This window comes from Rhizobium sp. NRK18, from assembly GCF_024385575.1.
Taxonomy (GTDB): Bacteria; Pseudomonadota; Alphaproteobacteria; order Rhizobiales; family Rhizobiaceae; genus JANFMV01.
The window spans coordinates 1,962,845-1,978,365 of sequence record NZ_JANFMV010000001.1 but is presented as its reverse complement, the minus strand read 5'-3'; the positions used below and the strand labels follow the sequence as shown (position 1 = coordinate 1,978,365).

The 15,521-nt window shown below is 61.8% G+C and carries 18 protein-coding genes; 13 read left to right on the top strand and 5 right to left on the bottom strand.

Annotated features, from left to right (window positions below; all coding sequences use genetic code 11):
* Window positions 1-136: 136 nt before the first annotated feature.
* Window positions 137-1,294: an MFS transporter gene (locus NN662_RS09110; protein ID WP_261929965.1), complete on the bottom strand. Its 1,158-nt coding sequence runs from the start codon at window positions 1,292-1,294 to the stop codon at window positions 137-139.
* Between the two features lie 200 nt (window positions 1,295-1,494).
* On the opposite strand from NN662_RS09110, the gene NN662_RS09105 reads away from it, so the two are divergent.
* Genes NN662_RS09105 through NN662_RS09095 form a run of 3 tightly spaced genes read left to right on the top strand, consistent with a single transcriptional unit; the run spans window position 1,495 to window position 3,123 of the window.
* Window positions 1,495-2,229, top strand: coding sequence for a helix-turn-helix transcriptional regulator (locus tag NN662_RS09105; protein WP_261929964.1), 735 nt, complete (start codon window positions 1,495-1,497; stop codon window positions 2,227-2,229).
* Between the two features lie 47 nt (window positions 2,230-2,276).
* Entirely contained in the window at window positions 2,277-2,654 is a 378-nt protein-coding gene (locus NN662_RS09100; protein ID WP_261929963.1) for a VOC family protein, read from the top strand.
* A gap of 7 nt (window positions 2,655-2,661) precedes the next feature.
* Window positions 2,662-3,123 carry an EVE domain-containing protein gene (locus NN662_RS09095; RefSeq protein ID WP_261929962.1) on the top strand — a complete coding sequence of 154 codons (462 nt, stop codon included), beginning with the start codon at window positions 2,662-2,664 and terminating at the stop codon, window positions 3,121-3,123.
* Here NN662_RS09095 and NN662_RS09090 read toward each other — a convergent pair.
* Window positions 3,105-3,836, bottom strand: coding sequence for an ArsR/SmtB family transcription factor (locus tag NN662_RS09090; protein ID WP_261929961.1), 732 nt, complete (start codon window positions 3,834-3,836; stop codon window positions 3,105-3,107). The genes NN662_RS09095 and NN662_RS09090 overlap by 19 nt on opposite strands.
* A 121-nt stretch (window positions 3,837-3,957) precedes the next feature.
* Between NN662_RS09090 and NN662_RS09085 the strand changes: the two genes are divergently transcribed.
* Complete coding sequence (locus NN662_RS09085; RefSeq protein WP_261929960.1) at window positions 3,958-4,170, top strand: DUF1127 domain-containing protein; 213 nt, start codon at window positions 3,958-3,960, stop codon at window positions 4,168-4,170.
* 7 nt (window positions 4,171-4,177) lie between these two features.
* On the opposite strand, the gene NN662_RS09080 is transcribed toward NN662_RS09085, so the two are convergent.
* Window positions 4,178-4,540, bottom strand: a complete 363-nt coding sequence (locus NN662_RS09080; RefSeq protein ID WP_261929959.1) for a DUF971 domain-containing protein — start codon at window positions 4,538-4,540, stop codon at window positions 4,178-4,180.
* A gap of 173 nt (window positions 4,541-4,713) precedes the next feature.
* On the opposite strand from NN662_RS09080, the gene moaA reads away from it, so the two are divergent.
* From moaA to mobB, 5 genes are all read left to right on the top strand, one after another.
* Entirely contained in the window at window positions 4,714-5,703 is a 990-nt protein-coding gene (moaA, locus tag NN662_RS09075) for a GTP 3',8-cyclase MoaA (protein WP_261931916.1), read from the top strand.
* 22 nt (window positions 5,704-5,725) lie between these two features.
* Window positions 5,726-6,391 carry a DUF1176 domain-containing protein gene (locus tag NN662_RS09070; protein ID WP_261929958.1) on the top strand — a complete coding sequence of 222 codons (666 nt, stop codon included), beginning with the start codon at window positions 5,726-5,728 and terminating at the stop codon, window positions 6,389-6,391.
* 80 nt (window positions 6,392-6,471) lie between these two features.
* Window positions 6,472-7,398, top strand: coding sequence for a DMT family transporter (locus NN662_RS09065; protein WP_261929957.1), 927 nt, complete (start codon window positions 6,472-6,474; stop codon window positions 7,396-7,398).
* Window positions 7,399-7,426: 28 nt separating this feature from the next.
* A complete protein-coding gene (gene mobA / locus NN662_RS09060; protein ID WP_261929956.1) occupies window positions 7,427-8,059 on the top strand; it encodes a molybdenum cofactor guanylyltransferase MobA in 633 nt (210 codons plus the stop codon).
* The gene (gene mobB, locus NN662_RS09055) at window positions 8,056-8,586 is read left to right on the top strand and encodes a molybdopterin-guanine dinucleotide biosynthesis protein B (protein ID WP_261929955.1); all 531 of its coding nucleotides are present in this window, start codon (window positions 8,056-8,058) and stop codon (window positions 8,584-8,586) included. Before mobA ends, mobB begins: the two co-directional genes overlap by 4 nt.
* Before the next feature lie 71 nt (window positions 8,587-8,657).
* On the opposite strand, the gene NN662_RS09050 is transcribed toward mobB, so the two are convergent.
* Window positions 8,658-10,535 (bottom strand): OmpA family protein, encoded by a 1,878-nt coding sequence (locus NN662_RS09050; protein WP_261929954.1) that lies wholly within the window; start codon window positions 10,533-10,535, stop codon window positions 8,658-8,660.
* A 324-nt stretch (window positions 10,536-10,859) separates the two neighbouring features.
* Here NN662_RS09050 and NN662_RS09045 point away from each other — a divergent pair, with 324 nt between their 5' ends.
* The 3 genes from NN662_RS09045 to NN662_RS09035 all read left to right on the top strand — a co-directional run bounded on the left by NN662_RS09045 (window position 10,860) and on the right by NN662_RS09035 (window position 13,359).
* The gene (locus NN662_RS09045; RefSeq protein WP_410010920.1) at window positions 10,860-11,633 is read left to right on the top strand and encodes a transporter substrate-binding domain-containing protein; all 774 of its coding nucleotides are present in this window, start codon (window positions 10,860-10,862) and stop codon (window positions 11,631-11,633) included.
* 95 nt (window positions 11,634-11,728) lie between these two features.
* Entirely contained in the window at window positions 11,729-12,532 is an 804-nt protein-coding gene (locus NN662_RS09040; protein ID WP_261929952.1) for an ABC transporter permease, read from the top strand.
* Window positions 12,529-13,359, top strand: coding sequence for an ABC transporter permease (locus tag NN662_RS09035; RefSeq protein WP_261929951.1), 831 nt, complete (start codon window positions 12,529-12,531; stop codon window positions 13,357-13,359). The genes NN662_RS09040 and NN662_RS09035 overlap by 4 nt, the downstream gene beginning before the upstream one ends.
* A 53-nt stretch (window positions 13,360-13,412) precedes the next feature.
* On the opposite strand, the gene NN662_RS09030 is transcribed toward NN662_RS09035, so the two are convergent.
* Window positions 13,413-14,864: a sensor domain-containing diguanylate cyclase gene (locus tag NN662_RS09030; RefSeq protein ID WP_261929950.1), complete on the bottom strand. Its 1,452-nt coding sequence runs from the start codon at window positions 14,862-14,864 to the stop codon at window positions 13,413-13,415.
* 354 nt (window positions 14,865-15,218) lie between these two features.
* Between NN662_RS09030 and NN662_RS09025 the strand changes: the two genes are divergently transcribed.
* Complete coding sequence (locus tag NN662_RS09025) at window positions 15,219-15,485, top strand: usg protein (protein WP_261929949.1); 267 nt, start codon at window positions 15,219-15,221, stop codon at window positions 15,483-15,485.
* Window positions 15,486-15,521: the final 36 nt, after the last annotated feature.

Here is a 15,521-nt window from a genome sequence, read left to right as displayed (position 1 = left end):
TGATAACCTCGCTCGAATTGAAACAGGATCGGCCCGCCAGCCGAAGTGCCACCTCTCTATCATCGAGACACAGGACGGCGGCAGGTCAAATTTCAGAAACCCACAGCCGATTCGCAAGCGGCAGACCGCATCTTTCTCACAGGATTTCCCCGGCCACAACCGGCTCGTGCTTCGGCGGTCGGCCTTTCGGCCGCAATGAACCGGTGAGGAACAGCGACAGGATGAGCGGCGGCAGAAGCATGGCGAGCCCTTCCCTGAGCCCCGAATATTCGGCGACGAAACCGATCATCGGCGGCCCGACCATGAAACCGGAGATTGCCACGAAGGTGAGGATGGCGACGCTCGACGCCGGCGGCCGATCCGTGAGGCTCGCGGCAGCGGTGACACCAAGCGGGAAGCCGACGGAAACGCCGAAGCCGATCAGGGCGAAGCCGGCAAAGGCAATCGCTGTGACGGGTGCCAGAAGAACGATGACGAGGCCGAACAACAAGGTCACGCCACAGAGCCGTGCCGTCATGACTGGTCCGAAGCGTCCCCGCATCCAGTCGCCGATAAACCTGCCGCCCGCCGCCGTCATCGAAAACAGCGCATAGCCGAGACCGGTCGCCACACCGCTCGTGAAGAAGATGTCGCGCAGATAGACGCCGGACCAGTCGGCGATCGCTCCCTCCGCCATCGTCACGCCAAACAGGAAGAAGCAGATGGCCAGAAGCGGCTTGCCGGGAAGCTGGAACCGCTTGACGGAGGTTGCATCATCCCCTGTCTCCGTCGCTTGCGGGACGGGCAATCGCATCGAGACATAGAGGCATATGGGCAGAGAGAGAATGGCCGCGATCAGCAGCGACCAGCGCGGTTCCAGCGTAAGCCCGGCAAAGCCCGCGCCAATCAGGCTGCCGGCCATCATGCCGAGGCTCCAGAAGCCGTGGCAACGGCTCATGATCGCCGATCCGGTCTCCTTCTCGATTGCGTCCGCCTCAACGTTCATGCCGAGCTCGATGATCGAGAGAGTCGCGCCCAAGACGGCCAGCGCCAGATAGAGCATCGGCCCGTTCCAGGCGAAACCGGGCAGGCAGACCGCGGCGAGATAGGCATAAAAGCCGTAAATGATCGTCGCCCGTCCGCCGATCGCGGAGGCCAGCCGTCCGGCAAAAGGAAGCGTCGCCAGCGTTCCGGTGGCGGTGCCGAGCAAGGTCAGCGCCAGCTCTGCCGGGCTCAGACCGAGCTTTTCCTGGATATCGGGAATCCGCGGGATCCAGCTGCCGAAGGCAAGCGCCTGCAGAAAAAACACGGCCATGATCAGTCTTTGTGGAGACATGGTGTAAACGTCCGGATCAGGAATGTGGGGTCACGGTCGGGCGGGATGCCGGACGGGGAATCGCTGCGATGGATTTCACAGCAAAAAGCAGCCACCGCATAGTGCGAATACTGACAATACGAGCGTTCTAACGTCAACTGCTGACATCATATGTCATCAGTGGTAACTGTCTCCCCAAGATGTCACGCTCGGAACGCCTTCTCGATCTTCTGCAAATCCTCCGCCGCCACCGCAACCCGGTCGCTGGACAGACGCTTGCCGACGAACTGCATATTTCGCTCAGAACCCTCTACCGCGACATCGCCACCCTGCAGGCGCAGGGCGCCGACATCGAGGGCGAAGCGGGCCTCGGCTACATATTAAAGCCGGGTTTCATGCTGCCGCCGCTGATGTTCACCGAAGACGAGCTGGAAGCCCTCGTGCTCGGCTCGAGATGGGTGGCCGGCCGAACCGACGGTGAACTGGCCTTCGCCGCCCGCAATGCACTCGCCAAGATCGCCAACGTCCTTCCGCAGGATCTTCGCGACAATCTCGACGCCAACAATCTGATGGTCATTCCCGGCGAACCGGTCGCCGCGGGCCCCGTGGATTTGGCGCCGATCCGGCGTGCGATCCGCGCGGAGCGAAAACTGGACATCACTTACCGCGACGAACGCGGCGCCGACACGCAAAGGGTTATCTGGCCCTTTGCGCTGGGCTTTTTCGAACGGGTGCGTGTCGCCGTTGCATGGTGCGAGCTGCGCCAGGATTTTCGCAATTTTCGCGTCGACAGGATCGCCGACCTGACCGTCACCGAGACACGCTATCCCAAAAGGCGCGCCGCGCTCCTGAAAGCGTGGAGAGAGAAGGAATTCACCGAACACGGCAAGCTCCGGCGCAAGCAATCAACCGGAACAGATACTGACAAAAACTGACAGTATCCGCACCTATGGTCTCCTCGTCACCAACAAGGAGCCCACCGATGCATACTCCCAATTTCAACATTCTCTACGTCGCCAATCCGACCGAAAGCGCCGCCTTCTACGGGGATATCCTCGGATGCAAGCCGGTCGAATCCTCTCCCGGCTTTGCCATGTTCGTTCTCGACGACGGCTTCAAGCTCGGCCTCTGGCTGAAGAATGCCGTCCGCCCGCCGGTCTCCGCCGAAGCCGGCGGCAGCGAGATGATCCTTGCCTGCGACAGCAACGATGAAGTCGACCGGGTGCATAACGCCTGGAAGCTGAAGGGCATCGCCATCCTGCAGGCCCCGGAAACGATGGAATTCGGCTACACCTTCACCGCGGCCGATCCCGACGGCCACCGTCTGCGCGTCTACTGCGTGTCGGAAAGCCCGATGTGAGGCGACAATGACCCGTTTCTGGATTGCCGTCGCCTCCGCCGACCATGTCCGCACCGGACTGACCGGAGGGTTCATGCAGGTCTGCCATGGCAAGGCATCGCCGCTTGCAAGGCTTCACCCCGGCGACGGGGTGGCCTACTACTCGCCGACAGCAAGCTTCGCCGGAAAGGAAAGGTTGCGGGCGTTCACCGCCATCGGCCGGCTGACTGAAGGCGCACCGTATCAGTTGGACATGGGCAACGGATTCCGGCCGTTCCGCCGCAATGTCGACTGGATGCCGGCAACCGAGGCCTGGATCGTTCCGCTGCGCGCCCATCTGGCGTTTGCCGCAGGCAAGGCAAACTGGGGCGCACCGTTCCGATACGGCCTGTTTGCCATCAGCCGGCCGGATTTCGACCTGATCCGGACCGCCATGAACGCGACCGACAGTCAGGCAATGCAGACGACGGATTATCGCCGCTCGGCGTGAGGGCTCAACTCCAGAAGGTCACGGGAAACGCCGAAGACTTCAGCGAAGCCCGCCTGCCCCTTCCGCGTCAGGGCCAGTGCCCGGCTGTCCGGCCTCCGCTTCAGCCAGTCGAGCTCGGTCGCCCGACGCAGCATATCGGCGCCCAGCCGCCCGCCGATATGATACCGCCGCTCGCTCCAGTCGAGGCATGCCCGGCACAGCGGGCGGCGGCCTTTTGCCTCTCCTTCCGTATCGATTCCGAAATCGCAGAAGAAGCGCTGCCCCTCGTCCGTCACCATGCCCGCCCCGTCGCCGAGCCGCAGCATACCCGTTTCGACCAGCCGGTCGGTCAGCGCCACCGCCAGTCCGCCGGCCATATGGTCGTAGCAGGTGCGGATGCGCCGCATGGCCTCGTCGCGCGGTCCCGTCGGCCGGTGGCGCCTGGGGCCGGCCGCGGCGAGCGCCGACAGGGCCTCGATGGCGCTGGCGATCTCGGCCGACGCCAGGCGGAAATAGCGGTGACGCCCCTGCTTCTCCGGAACGACGAAGCCGGCGTCCGACAGTTTGGCCAGATGCCCGCTGGCCGTCTGCGCCGTGACGCCGGCGCAATGGGCGAGTTCACCGGCCGTCAGCGCCCGGCCGCCCATCAGTTCGCACAGCATGTTGGCGCGCGCCGCATCGCCCATCATCGCGGCGATCTCGGCAATCGAATTGGCGGAAGCAAAATTGTTCATGGAGGAAGACTACCGGAAAGCGCCCGTCCCGGTCACGCGCTTTCGCTTCGGTCCTCGCCGAAGCATGGACCACGCCGGGACCGCTATGCCTCGGCCTCCCGATCACAGGAGGCTGCCGCCGATGTTCCCGTCAAACTTGAAAACCGCCCGCCTGACCTGGGTTACCATCCAGGCTTCGACAGTCCTGAACGCCCTTCAACGCCAGTTGCGGCTTTGGTGGCGCAACAGCTGGAGCCGCTCCCATCTGCGTGATCTCGACGATCATCTGCTGCGCGATGTCGGGCTGACGCGGAAGCAGGCCGAACGGGAATCGCTGAAATGGTTCTGGCAATAGCCGCAGTTCAGCGCGGATCGCGGCTCAGCCGCTTTTCCGCCAGTTCGCGTTCGTACTCGGAAAACAGCGTGTCGCCCTTTTCGCCGAGCTCGCGCAGATAGCTCCAGGTGAAGATGCCGCTGTCGTGCCGGTCGTCAAAGACGATCCGGACGGCATAATTGCCGACCGGCTGCACGGCGACAATGGTGATGTTGCGCTTCCCCGGAACGGTGACCTTCTGCCCGGGTCCATGGCCCTGCACCTCCGCCGAAGGGGACAGCACCCGCAGCATCTCCGCCGGCAGCGCAAACGTCCTGCCGTCGTTGAAAGTCACGGTCAGCGTGGTCTTCTCCCGGTTGACGCGCAGTTCGGTCGGCCACATATCGCTCATGAGCACTCAATTCCCTGTTATCCGGGTTTCAACTATGCCTCGACCACTGGAGGCGCAAGCGCAGTCTGCTATATATGAAGTCAGAACAGAGAAAGAAACCGATCGGAGGAGACGTGAACAGCGTTCCCGGAACATTCGACAAGGCGGCGGAACTTCCGCGCGCTGATGGACCGATGGTCGACCCGTTCGGTCGTCATGTCAGCTATCTGCGCGTATCGGTCACCGACCGTTGCGACTTCCGCTGCACCTATTGCATGGCGGAAAACATGACCTTCCTGCCGAAGAAGGACCTGCTGACGCTGGAAGAGCTCAATCGCCTCTGTTCCGCCTTCATCGCCAAGGGCGTGCGCAAGCTGCGCCTGACCGGCGGCGAACCGCTGGTGCGCAAGAACATCATGTTCCTCATCCGCGAACTCGGCCGGCATCTGGAAACCGGCGCGCTCGACGAGCTGACGCTGACCACCAACGGTTCGCAACTCGCCCGCCATGCGGAAGAACTCTACGACTGCGGCGTGCGGCGCATCAACGTCTCCCTCGATACCCTCGACCCCGAAAAGTTCAGGGCCATTACCCGCTGGGGCGATTTTTCCAAGGTCATGGAAGGCATCGAAGCGGCACAGAAGGCAGGGCTCAAGATCAAGCTGAACGCGGTGGCGCTGAAGGATTTCAACGAGCATGAAATCCCCGACATGCTGCGCTTTGCTCATGAGCGCGACATGGAGCTGACGCTCATCGAAACCATGCCGCTCGGCGAAACCGGCGAGGACCGTACCGAACAGTATCTGCCGCTTTCCAAGGTCCGTTCCGATCTCGAACGTCAGTTCACGCTGACCGATATCGCCAAGCGCACCGGCGGCCCCGCCCGCTACGTCTCGATCGCCGAGACCGGCGGAACGCTCGGATTCATCACGCCGCTGACCCATAATTTCTGCGAAAGCTGCAACCGGGTCCGCCTCACTTGCACCGGCACGCTCTACATGTGCCTCGGTCAGGAGGATGCAGCCGACCTGCGGGCGCCTCTGCGGGCCAGCGAGGATGATGCACTGCTTTTCCAGGCGATCGACGAGGCGATCACCCGCAAGCCGAAGGGTCATGACTTCATCATCGACCGCGATCATCGACGCCCGGCCGTGTCGCGGCACATGAGCGTCACCGGCGGGTGACGCAGGCGCAGGGGGGCGCCGCATGATGCACGTTTCGCAGATCGTACTGATTGCCGTCTCGGCGGCCTTGCTGGCTTTTGCCGGCGGCGGCCACGCGGCCGAAACCGCGCCGGGGGATGATCTGAAGGCTGCCGTCGCTTTCGTCTTCCAGGCCTTTCCCGGTCAATGCGACGAGCGCGACGACAGCGATGCCTCCGGACTGATCGAGGACGATCAGGCCTACGAAATGCGCTGGAAAAGCAGCTATGACGACAGCGGCGAGGAACAGAAGGCGACGCTCTACCGGATTTTCTGCTATGCGGGCGCCTACAACATCGCCAGCGTCTTCGCCATGCGTCCCGCCGACGGCGATCTGGCGCTCGTCTCCTTTGCCGAACCGACCTTCAAGGTCGACTATGTCGAGGGCGACGAGACCTACACGAAACTCAAGGCGGATCCGGCCGCGACGGGATTCGGAACTACCTATCTTCTGGTGAATGCCGATTTTACCCCCGAAAACAACACCATATCGAGCTACTCGAAATGGCGCGGCATCGGCGATGCCTGGACGCAGGGCGAATGGCGGCTGCGCGATGGTCAGTTCGTGCTTACCGGCTTCTCCATCGACCCGATCTACGAAGGCAATCTCGACAATCCGTCCGATGAAGAGATCGACAAGCATTTCCAGCTGTATCCGGAAACAAAATAAGATCATTTCGCAGGATGTCGCCTTGGCATCCATAGTATCGCAGGGCTATGACTTGGTCCGAAACTCACCGGACATGATTCATGGCACTTTCCAACAACGTCAAAGGCGCCCTCTACATGATGATGGCGATGGCGACGTTCACCTGCAATGACGCTCTGGTGAAATCGCTGACGCCGGTCATGAACACCGGCCAGATCATCTTCCTGCGCGGGCTGATGACCACCGTGCTCCTTCTGCTTTTGGCATGGAGGCTGAAAGCGCTTAGGCATCCGCGCGTGATGCTGCAGCCGGCCCTGATCGGCCGTACCATCTTCGACGCGCTGGCAACGGTCGCCTACCTCCTGGCGCTGCGCGACATGCCGATCGCCAACACCTCGTCGATCCTGCAGTCGCTGCCGCTTGCAGTCACCTTCGGCGCCGCCATCTTCCTGCACGAACCGGTCGGTTGGCGGCGCTGGACGGCGATCCTCGTCGGTTTCCTCGGCGTCCTGGTCATTCTCCGCCCGGGACCGGAAGGATACGGGCTCTCGGCCATATTCGTGGTTCTGACTGTGCTCTTTGCCGCCGGGCGTGATCTGACCACCAAACTGGTCCACGCCGACACGCCATCGACCACCGTCAGCGCCTACAGCTGCGCCATCATCACGCTCGTCGGCGCGGCACTGATCGAACCGCTTGGCGTCTGGCAGCCCGTCAGCGGCCATTCGTGGGCTGTTCTGGCGGTGACCTCCGTCCTCGTGCTCGGCGGTTATCAGGGCATCGTCATGGCCATGCGCACCGCAGAAATCTCCTTCATCGCCCCGTTCCGCTACACAAGCCTCCTCTGGGCCATCCTGATGGGTTATCTTATGTTTGCGGATATTCCGGATGTGTGGATGATTGTCGGCGCGACCATCGTCATCGGCTCCGGTCTCTACACGTTCTACCGCGAGAACAAGACCCGGTCGCAGAGCGCCGTCAGCCAGCGCGCCTCGGTCGGGCCGAATCCCTGGAAGGTCCGCCCGTAACACGACGGCTCAGGAAGGAGAGACAGCGATGCAATGCGCCCTGCCCCACGGAACGCGGCCCGGTCTTGTTCTCGCCGGCGGCCTGTCACGGCGGATGGGCGTCAGTAAGCCGGATCTTTCCTTCGATGGCTCCTCGCTTCTCGCGTTTGTCGCCCGCCGACTGGCCGCCCAGGTCTCCGACCTCGCGGTCAATGCCGACGGCGGCTCGGCCACCGAGCTGTCACTCCCCGTGGTCCCCGACATCATTCCGGGCCATGCCGGGCCATTGAGCGGGGTGCTCGCCGGTCTGCGCCACTTCGAGGCGCGTTGCCCTGCGGCGAGCCACATGATCACCGTTCCCGTCGATGGCCCGTTCTTTCCGGTCGATTTGGCCAACCGTCTCATGGAGTTTGCCGACGGTGATGCCATCGCGATTGCGACTTCGTCCGGCCGCGTCCATCCGGTCTTCGCAGCCTGGCCGTTTTCGCTCGCCGACGACCTCGGATCCTGGCTGGCCGACCCTGAAAACCGACGTTTGACCAGCTTTCTGGCCCGCCATCTGCACCGCGAAGTCGCCTTCCCGCTGATCGACACGCCGCTCAGACCGGTCGATCCCTTCTTCAATATCAACACGCCTGCCGACCTCGACGAGGCGGTTTCACTGCTGGATGCCATCCGATGACAACCCGACCTAAGATCTTCGGCATTGCCGGTTGGAAGAATTCCGGCAAGACAGGACTGATGGTCCGGCTTGTCGCCGAATTCACGGCCCGCGGCTTCAAGGTCTCTACCATAAAGCATGCCCACCACGACTTCGACATCGACAAGGTTGGCGCAGACAGCTACCGCCACCGCGAGGCCGGCGCGCATGAGGTCGCGCTGGTCTCCGGTACACGCTACGCCATCATGCACGAGTTGCGCGGTGCCGCCGAGCCGTCCTTCGAGGAAATACTGTCCCGGCTTGCGCCTTGCGACCTGGTCCTCATCGAAGGCTACAAGCGCGAGCCGGTGCCGAAGATCGAAGCCCGACGGATCGAGTCCCGGTGCAATGAGCCGCTGGCGCCGACCGACCCGCACATCGCGGCAATCGCCGCCGATCATGCAGTCCCCGATGCCGGCCTGCCGGTCTTCGACCTCGACGATACGATCGCCATTGCCGATTTCATCGCGGCAACCCTGGACCTTCGGGGGAGCCCGACGGACACCTGAAACCACGCCAAACGGAAAAGGCCGCCGGAATTGCTTCCGGCGGCCTTCCTGTTGTCGTTGCTGTCAGTCGCTTACTGGTTGGAAGCGACCGGACGAACCAGCGCGGTGATCCGGCGGATCGTGACGCGGCGGTTTTCCTGCGACGGACCATCCGTCTGGATCTTCAGATAGCGCTCGCCATAGCCCTGGGTCACCAGGTTTTCCGGCGGGATCTTGTAGAAGCGGCTCAGGACTTCCGCGACCGACTCGGCGCGTTCGTCCGAAAGCACCAGGTTCGATTCGTCGGAGCCGACGGCATCGGTATGACCCTCGATCAGGAAGGTCTCACCCGGATCCTTGTCGATGATCCGCTTCATCGCCTCGGCGACGTTTTCCAGCGAGTCGGCCTGATTCATGGACACGTCGGCACTGCCGGTGGCGAAATGAATCGTGTCGAGGTCGATGCGACGCATCTTGTCACGGACACGAGCCGAATAGCGGACTTCGTCCAGCGAGTAGACCCGTTCGACACGTTCGACCGGCGGCTCGCGCAGGAAGTCGTAGTAGTCACGATCCGGATCCTCGGCCGAATCGATGATGTACTGGTCTACCGGGATGCGCAGACGCATCGGCGGCAGGTCGAGACCCGGGTCACGATAGACGCGCTGCTCGTTTGGACGCTGGTTGAGCTCCGGCGAATAGAACAGCACCGTCTCGCGGCCGCGACGATCGATCCGCGAACGCTGGATGATGTCGCCGTAGCGGTTGCGGATCGTCACGATCTGCACGCCGTTCGGGCGGGTCACGATTTCACGGACACGGCCCTGCGAGAGCTGCTCGTAGGTCGTTTCGCGATCATCACCGAAGCGGCTCGAATCGTCGCTGCGAACGATGATCCGGCCATCGAGGCGCAGCACGTCACGGCCGCGGACCCGCTTCTCGACCTGCGCGCCCTGCGGCTCCTGGAAGTCCGGAGCACGGCGGATGCGCTTGCCTTCTTCCTGCGTGGCCTTCTCGATCACGATCGGCTTGGCCTGTTCGGCGCCAGCCTTCTGCGCATCGGCGTCAGACTTTGGTGCCGGCGGCGGCGGCGGAGCCGAAGCGTCGGGCGCCGGGGCGGCCTGCTGCGTGGCGGGCTCTTCACCGTCCTTGGCGCTGTCGAGTACCGGACGACGCTTGCCTTCGGCCGTCTTGTCGCGCTTGCGATCCTTGCGCGGCGTCGCGTCCTGCGTCTGATCGGGTGCCGGTGCAGCATCCTGCGTCTGCGGAATAATTTCCGGAGCCGGCTTTGGTTCGGGAGCCGGAGCCGGTGCCGCTTCCGGAGCAGGAGCGACTTCTGCTGGCTGCTCGTCAGCCGGCTTCTTCTTTTTCTTCATGGCCGGCTTTTCTTCCGGCGCGGGAGCGGCCTCGGGTGCCGGCGCGCTTGCTTCCGGCTGCGGCTTGGGCGCCTCGGCCTTGGGCTCCGGCGGCGGCGGCGGCGCCGGCGCGGCTTCCGGTGCAGGCGGGGCTTCGGCCGGCGGGGCTTCAGGTGCCGGTTCGGGGGCTGGGGCGGCTTCCGCCGGTGTCTGATCGTTCATCTCTGGCTTCTTGTCGCGCTTCTTGCGCGGGGCTTCTGCCTGGTCGGGCGCAGGTTCGGCTGCCGGAGCGGGTTCTGCCTGCGGCTGGCCCTGATCGGCATTCTGGTCGCCACCGGCCGTCTGCGCAGCCTCGAGTTCGGCTTCGGCCTGCTGCAGGGCTGCCTCGGCGCCTGCCACGTCTCCGCCGTTGGCCTTGGCGTCCTCAAGGTCCTTGCGAGCCCTGCGTACGGCCTGACGCGCCTCCTTGACGCTCATCGCCACCGTGACGACGGCGTTTTGCGAAATGCCCACCGCCGGCTTGACGACGGGCATCGCGGCGGCCGGCGACAGCATCAGCGGCACGCCAACGATCGGCATGAACACATGGGTAAGAAGCAATTTCTTGTTCGGCATTTGGGGTTTCCTCTTTTTATAATTCGGCACATTGGCTGCGCACTGCGAAAAACAGTTCGACCCAACTTTCGTCAGACTAAGTGGATGGCCGTGAACCCTGCATGAACGAGCAATACAGACGAAGTTCATGCGATCCGCGCGTTGACCAATGACAATTCATCCGCATGAACGCGGCACCTACCCGTGCGGTTCCCCGCAATCGCCATTGCAATTTCCCCAAAAAAGGTTTGATTATCACCGAAGTTGGTTGCTTTTTCTCAGCCAGCAGCTACGTCCGCATCGAAAAACAAGCAAACGGACGTCAACAGAGAGGAACTATTGAAAATGTCCAAACGTCTGATCGCGGTCGCATCCCTCATTGCGGCCAGCCTCTTCGCCGGCTCGGCTCTCGCCGATGGGGAGAAATATGTGATTGGCACCGATTCCACCTATCCGCCTTTCGAATACGTCGATTCCGCCGGCAACTTCCTCGGCTTCGACATGGATATCGGCCGGGCGCTCTGCGAAGAGATGAAGGCGGAATGCACATTCGTTTCGAACGACTGGGATGGCATCATCCCTGCCCTTCAGGCCAAGAAGTTCGACATGATCCTGTCGTCCATGTCGATCACCGACGAGCGCAAGCAGCTCGTCGACTTCACCGACAAGATCTACAACACGCCGCCGGCCATCGCCGTTCCGAAGGACAGCGACATCAAGAGCGTCGAAGACCTCGCAGGCAAGACCGTCGGCGCGCAGACCTCGACCACGCACGCCAACTATGTCGAAGCGCACCTGAAGGATTCCGAACTCAAGCTTTATCCGAGCTCGGACGAGTTCAAGCTCGACCTGTCGGATGGCCGCGTCGATGCCGTCATGGACGACGTCGTCGTGCTGACCGAATGGGTGAAGTCGAATGACGGCGCCTGCTGCAAGATCCTGACGACCATGCCGGTCGATCCGAAGATCAACGGCGCCGGCGCCGGTATTGCCGTACGCAAGGGCGACGACGCCCTGCGTGAAAAGCTGAATGCGGCCATCGCCGCCATTCGCGCCAACGGCAAGTACAAGGAAATCCAGGACAAGTACTTCGATTTCGACGTCTACGGCGCCGAATAAAGAGACAAGGAAGGGCGGGACGAAAAACATCCCGCCCTTTTCAAGAAATGCCAAATGGCAGACGGTAAGCGGCAACGACCGCAAGGGGAATTGGCATGAACGACATCCCGTCCGCGGGCATGTCCTGGTGGGACAGCGTTCTGTACTGGCTTGATCCGCTTTGCGGAAAAATCGGCCTCTTCACATGGCTCGGAGAAGGTCACCTCCTCTCCTGCGGCGACACCGGCTGGGGCGACGAACTGGCAAGCGGCGTGCTGATCACCGTGACGCTGGCGATTGCCACACTGCCGGTCGGCGTCATCCTCGGCTTCCTGATCGCGCTCGCCATGCGCTCGCAGGAAAAATCGCTCCGGCTTGCGGCCGGCATCTACACGACGATCTTCCGCGGCCTGCCGGAACTGCTGACCCTCTTTATAATCTATTACGGCGCGCAGATCCTGGTGCAATCGCTGCTGGCGAGCTTCGGCTACGACCAAGGCGTCGAGATCAACGCCTTCGTGGCCGGAATGGTGGCACTTGGCGTCGTCAACTCTTCGTATTTCTCCGAAGTCATCTACGCCGCGATGCAGGCGATCCCGAACGGCCAGTTCGAGGCATCGGCCTCCCTTGGCTTGAGCCGGGCCCGCACCTATCGGCTGGTGATCATCCCGCAGCTCGTGCGGATCGCCCTTCCGGGCGCGACGAACCTCTGGATGATCCTGCTCAAGGACACCTCCTACGTCTCGATCGTCGGCCTTGCGGAACTGTTGCGTCAGACATCCGTCGCGGTCCGCGTGACCAAGCAGGCCTTCTTCTTCTATTCCATCGCCTGCCTGATCTATCTCGTGCTCGCGGTTCTCTCCTCGTTTGCGCTGCGCTACATCGAAAACTGGGCGAAGCGTTCGGAGATCAGCCGATGAGCGTTGCAGAAAAGCTTGTTCCGGCTCAACCGGCGCCTCCCGTCCCGCCGCAGAAAATGTCTGGTGCGCGACTGACCGGCTATCTGCTCCTTCTCCTCTGGGGCATCCTCGCCGTCAGCCTCGTGCTGATGGTCGTCAACGGCTTCGATCCGGCGAAATTCGCCAAATACGGCCCGCGCTATCTGCACGGCCTGATGACGACGATCATCCTCGTCGGCATTTCGATGACCTGCGGTGCGATCGTGTCGCTGCCGCTGACCTTCGCGCGCATGTCGAAGAACCCGCTGCTCAGCGGCTTCGCCTATGGATATGTCTATGTCTTCCGCGGCACGCCGCTGCTGGCGCAGCTCTACCTCATCTATTACGGCCTCGGCAATTTCCGCCACGAGCTGGAAGCCGCCAATCTGTGGTGGTTCTTCCGCGACGCCTGGTATTGCGGCCTGTTCGCCATGTCGCTGAACACCGCCGCCTATCAGACCGAAATTCTCCGTGGCGCGATCCAGAGCATCCCGAAAGGCCAGCGCGAGGGCGCGTCCTCGCTCGCCATTCCGAAGGCTGTCACCTTCTGGAAGATCATCCTGCCGCAGGCGATGATCGTCGCGCTGCGCCCCTACAACAACGAGCTGATCCTCTTGATCAAGGGCTCGGCGGTCGTCGCCATCATCACCGTCTTCGACCTGATGGGTGAAACGCGCTACGCGTTCTCGCGCACCTTCGACTACCAGACCTATCTCTGGGCGGCGATCTTCTATCTGGCGATCGTCCAGACGCTCAGCCACGGCGTCGATTTCATCGAGGCGCGGCTGACCCGCCACCTCAAGCGCTGACGCAAAAAAGCCGGCTCACAGCCGGCTTTTTTCTGGACTAACATCCGGAAAATTCAGGCCCGACGGCGGTTCTTTTCGACGGCTTCGTAATAGCGCTGCTTCTCGCGGTACATTTCCGCATCCGCCCGCTTGACGACGTCTTCGATCTTCTCGTTCGGTTCGCTGGTTGCCGCACCCATGGAAACGCTGAGCGTCAGGTCGGAGTAGAACTTGTTGTTGATCTCCAGCAGCTTGTTGATGTTGTCGATCAGCGCAAGCGTCGCCGGACGATCGTAGCCGGGCAGCAGAATGGCGAATTCGTCGCCGCCGATGCGGGCGCAATGGTTCGGCGGCGTGACGACGCCGTTCAGCACCTCGCCGATGCGCCGCAACAGCGAGTCGCCGGCATCGTGACCCAACGTGTCGTTGGCTTCCTTCAACCCGTTGAGATCCAGCAGGATGGCCGAGACGGGCCTCAGCGACTTGCGCTCAAGCCGGTTCAGTTCGTCCATGTAGAAGGCACGGTTGTGGAGCTTGGTCAGCACGTCGTGCTTGCCGAGATATTCGAGATAGGCCTCAGCCTTCTTGCGGGCCGTGATATCGGTCAGCGCCACCTGCACCAGCGACCAATCCAGCTCATGGCCCGGCAGAACGGAAAACTGCAGCAGCACGTGGCGCTCGCTGCCGTCCAGGGCGTAATTGACCACTTCGCGGGAATGGAAAAGGTTGTTGTTCCAGAGCTCGATCAGCTGCTCGCGGAAGTGATGCTCCATCTCGTCACGGAAGACATCGCCCAGACGCTGCATGATCGTATGCTTGTCCGGCGCAGCGAAAAGGCTAAGCGTCGCCTTGTTGACGTCGATTAGCCGGATTTCGCTCATGCACTGGCGGACGAATTCGGGATGGACGTCGGTGAACACCCGGAAATCGACGATGCCGCGCGCCCTCACCTCCTCAAGCAGGATCTTGATCCGGCTGAAGTCCTCGACCCAGAGAGAAACTGGCGAGTGCTCGAAGATGCCTTCGGCATATTGCCGGCTCGCGAGTTCCTGACGGCGTGCCGACTCGCGTGCGGTCACGTCCTCGGTCGTCAGCAGGACCCGCTCGAGCGTCTCTTCCGATCCCGGCAGCACCGTGGCGCGCAACTGGATGTCAAGGCGCTTGCCCGACAGGGTGTAGTTGATCGCGGTCCCGGAGAACTGACCCTTGCCCTCCCAAAGCTGCGACAGTTCGCCGACGTGGCTTTCCAGCATTTCGTCCCGGAAGACCATTCCCAGATTGCCGACCAGTTGATCGAAATCGTCCGCCTCGAACAGCTCCAGCGTCGCGCGGTTGACCTTCAGAACCTTGATGGCCTGCGAGCTTGCCATGACACGCGACGGGTCTTCCCGTAGAAAAGCCTTGATATCGGTAACGCCCTCGACCTTCCAGCTATCGAGCAGGGCCTTGACCCCGCTGAAATCCTCCACCCACATCGCGATGGGTGCCAGATCAAAAGTGGTTTCCGCCGTATCAAGAACAGGCATGGTCAAATCTCTTCGGAATGTTGGATGTCAAAAATGGGCCGTTACTACATAAGCCTCAAACCTTACCGGGAAAGCTAAATATTTGTTAAACCTCAGGCTTTTTTCGGCCTCGAAATGCAGGAATTCCCAATCAATTTTGGTAATTGGACACGTCCGGCATCCAGCGCCTGCCAATGGACCACAGCAATGGCAGCACTCACCGGATGAGGATGCTAACATACTATAATTATTAAATAAAAGCCGATAATGACGGAATTGTAAAGCCTCGGGTAACCGTGGCATGTTCAAATCGCTGAAGACCGGGACAACCCGGCGACAAGAGCGGGAACCATTGTTGAACTGCGAGGTCATTGCATGAATCAGGACATGGAAATGCAACTGAAAGGCTATGGCGTGACCACGGCCGAAATTCTCTATCGCATGCCCGATCACCAGACCCTTCTGCAAAGCTATATCTGGCAGCATTACGATCTGGCGCCGGATTTCCCGGAAATGAAGAGCTTTCTCAAGTTCTGGCAGGAAAAACTGGACGGTCCGTTGCATTCCGTCCGCTACGTCCATCGCCGGCTGATATCGGCCAGCGAATGGCGGGCGCTGAAAGGGGAATTCATCCTCCACTAGCAGCAGAACTCCCGATTTCGGTTGCGCTGCCTAGCC

Bases quoted from the DNA above. Each gene is read 5' to 3' on its own strand.
- NN662_RS09110 (WP_261929965.1), bottom strand. From the start codon at position 1,294: ATGGCCGTGTTTTTTCTGCAGGCGCTTGCCTTCGGCAGCTGGATCCCG.
- NN662_RS09105 (WP_261929964.1), top strand. From the start codon at position 1,495: ATGTCACGCTCGGAACGCCTTCTCGATCTTCTGCAAATCCTCCGCCGC.
- NN662_RS09100 (WP_261929963.1), top strand. From the start codon at position 2,277: ATGCATACTCCCAATTTCAACATTCTCTACGTCGCCAATCCGACCGAA.
- NN662_RS09095 (WP_261929962.1), top strand. From the start codon at position 2,662: ATGACCCGTTTCTGGATTGCCGTCGCCTCCGCCGACCATGTCCGCACC.
- NN662_RS09090 (WP_261929961.1), bottom strand. From the start codon at position 3,836: ATGAACAATTTTGCTTCCGCCAATTCGATTGCCGAGATCGCCGCGATG.
- NN662_RS09085 (WP_261929960.1), top strand. From the start codon at position 3,958: ATGTTCCCGTCAAACTTGAAAACCGCCCGCCTGACCTGGGTTACCATC.
- NN662_RS09080 (WP_261929959.1), bottom strand. From the start codon at position 4,540: ATGAGCGATATGTGGCCGACCGAACTGCGCGTCAACCGGGAGAAGACC.
- moaA (WP_261931916.1), top strand. From the start codon at position 4,714: ATGGTCGACCCGTTCGGTCGTCATGTCAGCTATCTGCGCGTATCGGTC.
- NN662_RS09070 (WP_261929958.1), top strand. From the start codon at position 5,726: ATGATGCACGTTTCGCAGATCGTACTGATTGCCGTCTCGGCGGCCTTG.
- NN662_RS09065 (WP_261929957.1), top strand. From the start codon at position 6,472: ATGGCACTTTCCAACAACGTCAAAGGCGCCCTCTACATGATGATGGCG.
- mobA (WP_261929956.1), top strand. From the start codon at position 7,427: ATGCAATGCGCCCTGCCCCACGGAACGCGGCCCGGTCTTGTTCTCGCC.
- mobB (WP_261929955.1), top strand. From the start codon at position 8,056: ATGACAACCCGACCTAAGATCTTCGGCATTGCCGGTTGGAAGAATTCC.
- NN662_RS09050 (WP_261929954.1), bottom strand. From the start codon at position 10,535: ATGCCGAACAAGAAATTGCTTCTTACCCATGTGTTCATGCCGATCGTT.
- NN662_RS09045 (WP_410010920.1), top strand. From the start codon at position 10,860: ATGTCCAAACGTCTGATCGCGGTCGCATCCCTCATTGCGGCCAGCCTC.
- NN662_RS09040 (WP_261929952.1), top strand. From the start codon at position 11,729: ATGAACGACATCCCGTCCGCGGGCATGTCCTGGTGGGACAGCGTTCTG.
- NN662_RS09035 (WP_261929951.1), top strand. From the start codon at position 12,529: ATGAGCGTTGCAGAAAAGCTTGTTCCGGCTCAACCGGCGCCTCCCGTC.
- NN662_RS09030 (WP_261929950.1), bottom strand. From the start codon at position 14,864: ATGCCTGTTCTTGATACGGCGGAAACCACTTTTGATCTGGCACCCATC.
- NN662_RS09025 (WP_261929949.1), top strand. From the start codon at position 15,219: ATGAATCAGGACATGGAAATGCAACTGAAAGGCTATGGCGTGACCACG.